Origin of the sequence: Actinoplanes subglobosus (assembly GCF_042650585.1) — a bacterium.
Taxonomy (GTDB): Bacteria; Actinomycetota; Actinomycetes; order Mycobacteriales; family Micromonosporaceae; genus Actinoplanes; species Actinoplanes subglobosus.
Genome location: NZ_JBHSBL010000007.1, coordinates 99,920 through 110,563 on the forward strand (window position 1 = coordinate 99,920; position 10,644 = coordinate 110,563).

Consider the following 10,644-nt stretch of genomic DNA (forward strand, 5'->3'; position numbering starts at 1 on the left):
GTGCCTCAATGTATGTGATGACCGGGCCGGGTCGCGCGCTGAGGGTCGGTGACCGCGGCGTACGCCACCGCCAGCTGCCCGCGCACCGCCGCCGAACTGTGGTTGGCCACCGCCCACTCGCGCCCGTTGACGGCCAGCCGCTCCCGCTCCCGCGGTGAGGTCAGCAGTTCCGCCGTCGCCGCGATCCACCCCTGCGGATCCTCGGCCGTACGCACGTGCTCGCCGTCGCGGACCCCGGCCCGCGCCGCCACCATGGCGCTGGTCACCGTCGGCACACCGGCCGACAGCGCCTGGATCAGCTTCATCTGGATGCCGGTACCCCGGAAGATCGGCGCGATCGCCACCGTCGCGTCCCCGTAGTGCGGCTCGATCCGCGGCGCGTTGGCGACCAGCTCGATACCGTTGCCGACCAGCGCCTTCACCGACCGGGGCGGGTCCTGGCCGACGATCCGCAGCCGCGCGTCCGGGACGGCCTGCCGGATGCCCGGCCAGCAGTCGCGGACGAACCACATCAGGCCCTCGATGTTCGCCTCGTAGCTGAGCCGCCCGACGAACAGCACCGTCGGCGCCTGCGCGGTGTGCGGCTGCAACGGGAAGTCACAGATGCTGCGGACCACATAAGTGCCCGGCCGCTCCTGCCCGGACAGATCCGGCGCGGACAGGATGATCGGCACCCGCATGTCGACCAGCTTGTCCTCCCGGGCCTTCATCCGGCGCTGCTCCACCCGGCCCAGGGCCCGCCACGCCAGATTGGAGCCCGTCTCGGCGAGCTGCTCGTAGTACTCGCTGCGGAACTCGTCCAGGTCGATGACGACCGGCACGTCGCCGCACTCCTCGACCAGGTGCGCGGTGCGGAAGACGTTCAGGTGCACCACGTCCGGCTTCCACTCGTCGAGCATCCGGCGCAGCTCGGCCCGCAACCCGCCCGGGTCGGCGTAGCCGGTCTGCAGCGACTGCCCGGTGACCAGCGACCGCAGGCTACGGACCATCGCGCCGGCCTTCGTGTTCGGCACGAGGCTGCGGTTGGCCACCGGCAGCGCCTCGGCCTCCCGCACCTCGTTGTCGTCGTGGGTCAACGCCAGGAACGCGACCTCGTGCTCCTCGGCCAGGATCTCCAGGAACGCCAGGCTGCGCGGCCGGTACGTCGACGGCATCCACGGGGCCACGAACAGGATCTTCATACGGGGAACCTCCGGAGTGCGGTGGCCAGCTGCTGCTGCCGGCGCGAGCCGTGACGATCGAAATAGGCGGCCATGCCCTCGCGGTACAGCCGGTTCTTGCCCACCGCCGCGGTGCTGGTGCTCTCCTTGTGCTCGGCGACGGCCGCGCCCACCGACGCGACACCCCACCCGGCCTCGCGCAGCCGCTTGCACAGGTCGACGTCCTCGAAATACAGGAAGAAGCCGGGGTCGAAACCACCGATCTGCCGGAACGCCTCCGCCCGCGCCAGCATGCAGAAGCCGGACACCCAGTCCACCTGACGCGTCTCCGCGGTCGGCTCCTTGTCCAGGTAGTCCAGCATCCGGATCTTCGACCGGAGGAACGCCGACCGCGCCAGCGACCGCCGCACCCCGGCCGGCACCATCTCGTCGACACGCAGCGCGGCCAGCCACTCCTTGGCCATGCTCGGGTCCGAGCCGGACGACACCCCGTACTTCCCGTCCGGGTAGCGCATCAGCGGCGCCACCACCCCGGCCCGCGGATCGGTCTCCAGTGCGGTGACCAGCGCCGCGAACGCCGTGGCGTCGAGCTGGCAGTCCGGGTTCAGCAGGAAGTACGCGTCCGCGTCGGGCAGTGTCCCGGCGGCCGCGTTGATCGCCTTGCCGAAGCCGACGTTCGGCAGCGACATGACGTGCGGGGTGTACCGTCTCGCGACCTCGACACTGTCGTCGGTCGACGAGTTGTCGACGACCACCACCGTGTCGATCGGCAGCGCGCCCAGGCAGCCCAGGCTGTAGGGCAGGTCACGGGAGGAGTTGTAGGCGACAATGATCGCCGCGATTCTCAACGTCGGCTCGCAATCGCGTAGGCATCAAGGTAGGCGTGGACGGTGTCGTCCCAGCGGAACGTGCGGTCGATGTGCGCCCGGGCGCGGCCACCACGATCCGCGGCGACCCGCGGGTCCTCCAGGGCGAGGCGGATCCCGGCGGCGAGTTCCTCGGCGGTACGGCCGGTGAACAGCATCGTCTCGTCGGCGTCGACCGAATCGGCCGGCCCGGGAGAGGTGACCACCGGGCAGCCCAGCGCCATCGCGTGGACCACCTTCATCAGCACCCCGCCGCCGAGCACCGACGGCACCACCACGGCGTGCGCCGCCAGCATCTCGTCGCGCAGCTCCGGCACCGCCCCGGTCACCACCACCCGGCTGTCGGCGTGCGCCAGGCCCAGCACCTCGTCGGTCGGCCGGGCGCCGACGATCCGCAGCTCCGCCTCCGGGAACGTGCGCCACACCAGCGGCATCACCTCGTCGGCGAGCAGCCGGGCGGCCAGCACGTTCGCCCGCCGCCACATCGCGCCGGCGAACACCAGGCGCGGCGGCGTGCCGGCCGGCGGCGCGGTCCACGCGACCGGGCCGATGTCGATGCCGGGACGGACCAGCGCGGTGTGCGCGTTGAACCGTGACGCGATCGTGTGGTCGGCCTCGGAGAGCGTCATCAGGAAGCCGGCGCGGCGCATCGCCGTACGCTCGAAACGCCTGGTGCGCAGCAGCTCCGCCAGCCGATAGGCGCTCTCCGGCCCGGACGACGCCCGGTAGGACTCGGCCATCACGTTCTCGGTGATGTCGTGCAGCGTCAGCACCGTGTTGTCCACCGACGTCACCACCTCGGCCGACTGCAGATACTCCGCGTGCACCACGTCCGGCTTCAGCCGCCGGACCAGGTCGAGCACCTCACGCGTCGCGGTCCGCGGCCAGGCCTGCCGCAGCCAGCCCGGATTGACCCCGAGCCGGTCCAGCGGGCCGCTCACGTGCGGCGCCTGCGGGGCCAGCGGCGTCCAGCCGTCGGCCCGCGACTCCGCATCGTGCTCGGGGGAGTAGACGAACAGCTCGGTCTTGGCGGCCAGCCGCGGCACCAGCTGCACGATGGTGTCCGCGGCGGCGTGCTCGTGCCGCCCGGCCGGAGCGAACGGCGAGAGCAACAGGACACGCATCAGTTCAAACCCTTCAACACCGATGCGATGTACGCCCGCGCGATCGCACCCTGAGCCGACACCCGCTCGGCCGCCTCCTGGAACACGTGCGGTGCCGACAGGGCGGCAGCCGACGTCCGGTACAGCGTGTCGGCGTCGACGTCCTTGCCGACCACGTAGTCACCCAGCCCCAGGTCGTGGAAGGCGTCCAGGACCTTGCGCTCGTAGGCGATCGCCACCGTCGGCACGCCCATCGCCACCGCCAGCAGCGCCGCGTGCAGGCGGGTCGCCATCACCAGCCGGTACGACGCCAGGCCCGCCAGCCAGTCGTCCAGGGTCGCCGACAGCGGACGGTCACCGTCCAGCGGGCTCGTCACGATCCCCATCACGTCGCTGAACGAACGCTCGTAGACGGTGCCGTCGTTCTCGCCGTTCGCGCCACGGCCGTACGCCATCGACAGGAACATGCCGGACAGGCCGTCCCCGCGCAGCCGCTGCACCGCCCCGGAGGCCGCCGCCACCAGCGACGCCTCCACCTCCGGCGCCAGCGGGCGCAGCGACAGCCCGAACCGCGGCGCGGGCGCCGTCCCGGCCACCGACGGCAGCGGCAACGTGTACGCCATGTCGCCGATCACCTGCGCGTCCCGGCCGAACACGTTCGCACTGCGCTGATCCCGGACACCGACCGCGACACAGCGCGCACCGATCCACCGCAGCACCCGCTCGCCGACCGGCGTACCGTCCTCGCGCACCGCGGCCCCGGCGACCGCCACCTTCGTCCCGGCGAGCCGGGCCATCGCGACGATCCGCGCGAACATCGGCAGCGTGCCCGGCCACGGCAGGTTCGGTGACCGCTCCTGGAACACCGTCCCCGGACCGAGGAACAGGATGTCGCACTCCCGCATCGCCCGCTGCACGGCTTTCTGCCGCTCCCCGGCACCCCGCGCCCGCAGCACCGGCATGTGCACCGCGTCGACCTGGTGCAGCTGGGTGACCCGCTCCGGGTCGGGGGAGAGCACCACGAACGTCGCGTCGGGCACCGTGGTGCGCACCGAGGTGATCAGAGAGTGCAGGAGCATTTCGTCACCGAGATTGTCCGATCCGAACCATCCGGCGATCCCGACCCTCATGAACCCTCCACAGTTGATGACTTCTGACGAGCGAGGAACAGGACGCCGGCGCCGGCCAGGAACACCAGTCCCGTGGCGACGGCGGCGAGGGTGAGCGAGATCGTCAGCGAGGTCAGCACCAGCACGGCGGCGGTGACCGCGACGAACGCCGTCGAACCGGCGACCGCCCGCACCAGCGTGCGGTCGCGCAGGAAGTACAGCAGCGACCCGGCGACGATCAGCTCGGTCAGCACCGTCGACCAGGCCGCACCGAACGTCCCGAACCGCCCGTCCAGCGCCAGGTTGAGGCCCAGGTTGCCGGCGATGCTCAGGACCAGCACGATCAGGCGGCTGCTGGCCCGGCCGCCGGCCAGCAGCAGCGCCGACAGGCCGAAGTTGGCGAACCGCATCGCCAGGAACAGCGCCAGGATCATCGACAGGTGCAGGATGGTGTCACCGGCGTCACCGAACAGCACGACCGTGGCGACCGGCAGCGCCACCAGCATCAGACCGGTCACGGTGAACCCGGTGACCATGAAGAATCGGAAGATCGTCAGCGGCTCACCGGTCCGGCCACCCACGATCCGCGGGGCGGCGTACGCCAGCGCGCCGGTGCCCATCGCGGCGGCCACCTGCACCGCCGGGCCGATCAGGGCGGTCGCCGACACATACTCACCGACCTGGCTCGCCGCCACGAACAGCGCCAGCACCAGGGTGTCACCGCGGAAATACATCAGACCGAGAAGATCGGCGGCGAAGTACGGCACCGCCTCCCGCGTCCGGGCGGGCAGATCCACCCGCACCCGGCCACGCAGCTCCCGGCCCACCCCGGCCATCCCGAACGCCATGACCGAGCGGAACACCGAGGCGGCCACCAGGTAGAGCGCGGCCCGGTCGTACGACAACGCGCCGGAGAACAGCGCGTCAGCCGCGCACGCCCCGATCAGCAGCACGCTCGTGACCGCGTTCGTCAGCGGCTCACGCCACGCGTCGCCGGTACCGCGGACCAGCACCCAGGCCGTCTCGTTCCACTGCTCCAGCAGGCTGGACAGGAAGAACAACACGAACCCGAGCAGCACCGCGGCCGGCACGAGCAGGCCCGCGACCGGATAGGCCACCACCGCGGCCAGCATCAGGACCCCGAGCCGGACACAGTGGATCCGTGCGACCTCGCCCGCGGAGATCAGGCCGGCCGGCACGTTGCGCGTCAGATAGGTCGGGAAACCCACCGACAGCGCCGCGGCCGTGAACGACGCGGCCAGCGTCGCCAGACCGTAGAAACCGACCGCCTCGGCGCCGGCGCCCCGGGACAGCAACGCCATGATCACCAGGGTGGTGAGACGGGTCACGATGGTGCCCAGGCCGAGCAGGCCCGAGGAGATCGCGAGAGAGGACGACCGCCGGGTAGCAGCCGGATCGTCAACGGCGGGCATCGGTGTCCACTTCGGTCCAGGCCGTTTCCAGCTCCCCGACAGACCCGGCCCGAGCACCGAAGTAGCCAAGCACGAGCAGGAAGATAGCAAAGTACGGGCCCTGCAGGATGCCCCATCCGGTCATGCAGATCAGCACGATGCCGGGCGTCGCGGCGACGACCACACGGGCCGGCACATCACGGCCCCGGCTGCGGAAGGTACGCCCGAACGACCGGAACACCACCAGCCCGACCGGAAGCCAGAACGCCAGCCCGCCGGCGATGCCCAACTCGGCCGTGATCAGCAGAAACGCGTTGTGAACCGGGACACCGGTCTGGGTCAGACGGTCGACCAGGCCCACCACGGCGACGTAGCCGTTCGGCCCCACACCCACCGGGTGATCCGAGATCGCGTCCAGCGCCACCGCCGCCACGTGCCCGCGGGCGCCGCCGGTCGGGTCGGCGGCGAAACGTGAGATCAACCACGGCAGCGACACCAGGCCCAGCACGACGGTCAGCCCCAGCATCGCGAAGTGCTTGCGCTGCCAGCGCCCGAACACGACCTCCACCAGCATGTAGATGCCGACCATCGCGATGATGGCGACCAGGATCGTGCGGCTCTGGGTGAGGAACACCCCGAGGAACACCACGCCCAGCGTCGACCACACCAGCCACCGCTCGCGCCGGTTGCGCTGCGGCAGCACCAGCGCGCACACCCCGCAGAAGAACAGCAGCTTCGACAGCTCGCCCGGATGCGCGGTCAGCCCCGTGGCCCGGCCCTGGATGTCGATGGCCTGCGCCCCGGTGATCGTGCGCAGCGGCATCCCGGCCACCGCCAGGCCGACCGCCACCAGCTGGCCCCAGGCGACCGCGGCGAACGCCAGCGGCACCAGCGAGTCCCGCCGGTCCAGCCGCTCCACCACCACACCCACCGCGAACGCCAGGATGCCCAGACCCAGCTGGAGCAGCCCGGACAGGTGCAGCTCGGTCGGCGACCAGTCGAGAAGTGTGAGAGTCGCCACCCATGCGATGAACGGCACCCACGCCGCCAGCGCCGTCCGGAACAGCCGGGGCGCCGTCACCGCCATCACCACGGCGGCCACCACGATCGCGATCGTGTAGTTGTACAGAGTCGGCACGGCGCTCGCCATACCGACATAGATCTGCTGGTCACGGGGTGCCAGCGCGACCGGTGCCAGCGCGAGCGTCAGCACCAGGAAAGCGGTGGCCGAGCGGCTCGGGCTGGCCAGCAGCCGGATCACGAAGATCTGCCCGGCCGCGGTGGCCCGGGCCAGCAACTCGATCAGCCGGCCGCCGGCACCCAGCCTGCGGTGCCGGCGTGGTGCCCCCGGGTCCTGGCCGGCCACCGGATCATCAGAAGCGGCGATAGCCATGGATCGATTTCACCACTCTTTGCGGAAGGCCGGCGCGTGAGACAGGGCGTCATCATAGAGGCACATGTGTCACTGGCGAAGATCACATCCGTGAGGGTCAGAACTCCGCAGCGGTCCGTACGCTGTTCGCCACCTTGCGCAGATCGTTCTCCCAGCCGATCGGCGCCGTCATCCGCAGCACCAGCTGACGGTTGATCGGCTCCTGCGGGGTGTCGCGGATGTACGCCAGCACCACGATCCCGTACCGCGGGACGTCGTCGATCTCCGTCGCCTCGGCCAGGGTCACGTTGGGCCCCGCATACCGCCACTGCTTGCCCCAGGCCTCCTCGACCTTGCGCATGGTGTTCTGCCGGGTGGCGTCGCACGGCTGCGCACAGGTCCGGACGATCAGCTCGCCGCCGATGTTGTCGGACCCCGTCGACATGCCGCAGTAGTACTCCACGACGTCCTCACCGGCGGCCGCCGGCGTGCAGGTCCAGCCCTTCGGCAGGGTCACCGGGAACCCGATGCGGTCCAGCGTCAGCGTCTGGGTCTTGTCCTTACCGGTGTACTTCTCCCAGTTGGGCCAGTCACCGACCCTCGGCGGCTCGAGACCCGGGTGCAGCGCCGACGGCGTCAGCACCGGCGCGGCCACCGCTGACTGCTGCGGCGAACCGGTCTTACCCGGCCCCGGGTCGTCGCCCCGGGTCAGCGCGAACAGTGTGCCCGCACCGGTCAGGGTGATCGTGGCCAGCACAGCGACCAGCACCCATCGGCCTGACCGGCGGCGCCACCCCTGCGCGGGAGCGGCCGGCCGCGGTGCGGGAACCGGGACGGTCGGCGGCGCCGGGACGGGAACCGTGGGCTGCGGCGGGGCGGGAGCCGGCACCGGATGGGCCGGCATCCGGTCGTCGACCGCGACCGTCGCGTCCTGCTGGCGCGGGATGACCACGGTCGGCGGATCCGTCGTGAACGGGCGATACTCGGCGCCGAGCGCCACCAGCACCTGCTCCGCGCCGGGACCACCGTCGGCGACCCGGATCACCCACGGCGCATCCGCGGTGAAGTCGGCTGTCACATACCGCCGGCCGTCGGCCTGCGGCGGCAGCGCGTTCGCCGCGGAGGTGAACGCCTGCCGCCACCGTGGGTCACTGGCGACACCGGCCTCGAGCACCGCCACGGTCAGCTGCTGGCCGTCCCGATCGTGTGCCGCCCACACCGTGCCAAGCTGGGAGGATCCCAACGGCTTGGTCACCTGGTATGGACTGTCCGGCTGCATTTCGACTCCCCAACCCGCGAATGTTCTACGGGATCATAGTGGGGCCGAATCCGCGCCGAACGCTTACCCACGTGGATGTCTGATCCTCACCCGGGCCGACCGCTGACCTTCGGCCGGGCCGACCGCTGATCTTCGGCCGGGCCGACCGCTGATCTTCGGCCGGGCCGACCGCTGATCCTCGCCTGGGCCGACCGCTAATCCTCGCCTGGGCCGACCGCGCCGAGCACCCCCGGTGGGGCGTCGTCCTCGCCCCACACCATGTCGTCCTCGGTCAACCAGGTCAGACGCTCATCGACCGGCTCCTCCGAGCCGGAGCCACGCCCGGCACCCGCCGCCGACCGGCCGCTCCCGCTCCCGGCGGCACTGCGGCCACCGACCGCGGCGGACCGCCCGTCACCGGAACCCGTGCCGTTGACCCCACCGGTGCCGCCACCGGAGAGACCGGCCAGCCCGGTGCCGCTCGTACCGAGCGTGCCACTGGACAGGGCGGTGCCCGCCGAGGAGCCGATCGGGCTCGCGCCACCCAGGGAGCCGCCACCCAGCGGACCGCCCAGTGAGCCGCCGCCCAGGCCCGACGTGCCGGTCAGGCTGCCACCGCCGGACTGCAGGGCGGTGCCGGTCGACGGGTCGTCGGCCGACGGGCCGAAGCCGCCCGTCTGGTCGCCGCCCGGGCCGGTGACCGGCACGGTCGTCGCGCCGCCCGGACCACCGAGGCCGTCGTCCCCGGAGCCGAACGAGTCGTCACCACGGGTGGTGCCGGCGCCCGTCGTCTTCGAGGTGCGCTCCGAGAAACCGGTGCCCGGAGCCTGGCGGGGGGTGCCGCTGTGCGGGGCCGACTTCGGCGCCACCTTGCCGTCCGGACTACCGCCCGGCAGGTCCGCCGGCGGCTGCACCGCCGTCTTCGGCCAGCCGTGGTCGGTGACCCCGTACCCGGCGGCCAGCGTCGCGACGAGGACGACCATGCGCTCCCGCGCCTTCGCCTTCTCCTCCTCGTCCTGGTCGTGACCGAGGAAACCACCGACCACACCACCGGCGACCGTGCCGACCGGACCGAAGACGGTGCCGACCGCGGCGCCCTTGGCCGCGCCGCTGACCGTCTTGTCGTTGTCGTCGGTCTTCTCCGGATCGACCGCCTCGGCCTGCTTCTTCGCCTCCGTCAGCGCCCCGGACATGCTGGTCAGACCGGTGTGCATAGTGGTGAACTCGCCGGCCAGGTGGTCGGCGAACGAGACGATCAGGCCGAGCCGGCGCTGGAACTCACGGCCTGCCGCACTGTTCCACGTCGGCTGCAGCCGCTCCAGATCGCGTTTCAGAGTGTCGGACACCGACCGGGCGCTGCCCTCGGCCGATTTCCACGACGTGACCATGCCGTCGATCTGCGTCGGCGAGCCGGCCATCAGCTGGTTGAAGAGAGTCTCGTGGCTCTGCGGCTTGTACCGCTGGTAGTACTCGTCAGGCATCGGATCGGTCACCGTTCAGCTCCGTCCCCACGCTGTTCAGGACACTGGCGATGTCGGTCGCGTCGGCGTGGTTGCGCTCCTCGGCGGTCCGGTAGTTGCTCATGATCGTCGTCGTCGCGGTCTTCGCCGCGGTCAGTGCCTCGACCAGCCGCTCGGCCCGGTCGAGATGCTCCTGATAGAGCTGTCGATAGCGGCCGGACGTCTTCGACGCGTCCGTGAAACCGCCCAGCGCCGGAGTCTTGTCACCCAACGCCGTCGTCAGCGTGGTGACCACGGCGTTGGCCTCGCTCAGCCGTGCGTCCAGCGTCTTGTGGAAGTCTTCCAGCGACAGCAGGTCGATGTCGGTATTGCCGCTACTCATCCCGTCGCCTCCCCGTTCGTTCCCGGCGTCTGAGTCACGGTACTTCACCCGGGCGAAATATATCGACCTGGATCAGGCGCCCGGCCCCGTGCCGGTGCTGGCCGCGGCACTCGGCGTGCCGCCGGGTGTGCCACCGGGCGCCGGTCCGGTCGTCGTGGCCGCGGCCGGGCCGATGAACTGCCGCGCCCGCTCCGGATCCAGCGCCGCCCCGGTCGGGATCAGCGCCAGCAGGTAGGCGGGCACCAGCGTCGGCGCCGCGCCGCCCAGGCCGAGCGTCGCCTGCACCTCCGCAGTGTTCGCGCTGGGCAGCGCGTACTTCACACCCTGATCGGTGACCAGGTACGTCGTGGTCGACGTGGTCGACGCGCCCGGCGCCGACAGCACCCGCACCAGCGCGCCGCGGCCGCCCGGCACCGCGACCCGGTCGGCCAGCCGCACCCCGTCGGCGCTGCGCCGCTCCAGGCTGGCCGACGCCGCCGTCAGGCCCGCGTCGGGACGCTCGTAGACGGCGATCCCGGCGGG

At 71.6% G+C, this 10,644-nt stretch carries 10 protein-coding genes; all 10 read right to left on the reverse strand.

Going from position 1 to position 10,644, the window contains the following annotated elements:
• Positions 1–5: 5 nt before the first annotated feature.
• Entirely contained in the window at positions 6–1,181 is a 1,176-nt protein-coding gene (locus tag ACFO0C_RS09405; protein ID WP_378066182.1) for a glycosyltransferase, read from the reverse strand.
• A complete protein-coding gene (locus ACFO0C_RS09410) occupies positions 1,178–2,008 on the reverse strand; it encodes a glycosyltransferase family 2 protein (protein WP_378066183.1) in 831 nt (276 codons plus the stop codon). Before ACFO0C_RS09410 ends, ACFO0C_RS09405 begins: the two co-directional genes overlap by 4 nt.
• Positions 2,005–3,150: a glycosyltransferase gene (locus ACFO0C_RS09415; RefSeq protein ID WP_378066184.1), complete on the reverse strand. Its 1,146-nt coding sequence runs from the start codon at positions 3,148–3,150 to the stop codon at positions 2,005–2,007. Before ACFO0C_RS09415 ends, ACFO0C_RS09410 begins: the two co-directional genes overlap by 4 nt.
• On the reverse strand, positions 3,150–4,259 hold the full coding sequence (locus tag ACFO0C_RS09420; protein WP_378066185.1) for a polysaccharide pyruvyl transferase family protein: 1,110 nt from the start codon (positions 4,257–4,259) through the stop codon (positions 3,150–3,152). Before ACFO0C_RS09420 ends, ACFO0C_RS09415 begins: the two co-directional genes overlap by 1 nt.
• Positions 4,256–5,671: a lipopolysaccharide biosynthesis protein gene (locus ACFO0C_RS09425; protein ID WP_378066186.1), complete on the reverse strand. Its 1,416-nt coding sequence runs from the start codon at positions 5,669–5,671 to the stop codon at positions 4,256–4,258. Before ACFO0C_RS09425 ends, ACFO0C_RS09420 begins: the two co-directional genes overlap by 4 nt.
• Positions 5,658–7,043 (reverse strand): O-antigen ligase family protein, encoded by a 1,386-nt coding sequence (locus ACFO0C_RS09430; RefSeq protein WP_378066187.1) that lies wholly within the window; start codon positions 7,041–7,043, stop codon positions 5,658–5,660. The genes ACFO0C_RS09425 and ACFO0C_RS09430 overlap by 14 nt, the downstream gene beginning before the upstream one ends.
• Before the next feature lie 97 nt (positions 7,044–7,140).
• On the reverse strand, positions 7,141–8,277 hold the full coding sequence (locus tag ACFO0C_RS09435) for a hypothetical protein (RefSeq protein WP_378066188.1): 1,137 nt from the start codon (positions 8,275–8,277) through the stop codon (positions 7,141–7,143).
• 218 nt (positions 8,278–8,495) lie between these two features.
• Positions 8,496–9,773, reverse strand: a complete 1,278-nt coding sequence (locus tag ACFO0C_RS09440) for a WXG100 family type VII secretion target (RefSeq protein ID WP_378066189.1) — start codon at positions 9,771–9,773, stop codon at positions 8,496–8,498.
• Positions 9,754–10,122 carry a hypothetical protein gene (locus ACFO0C_RS09445; RefSeq protein WP_378066190.1) on the reverse strand — a complete coding sequence of 123 codons (369 nt, stop codon included), beginning with the start codon at positions 10,120–10,122 and terminating at the stop codon, positions 9,754–9,756. Before ACFO0C_RS09445 ends, ACFO0C_RS09440 begins: the two co-directional genes overlap by 20 nt.
• A gap of 72 nt (positions 10,123–10,194) precedes the next feature.
• Positions 10,195–10,644: type VII secretion protein EccB (locus ACFO0C_RS09450; RefSeq protein ID WP_378066191.1), on the reverse strand; the 450-nt coding region annotated here is incomplete at its 5' end.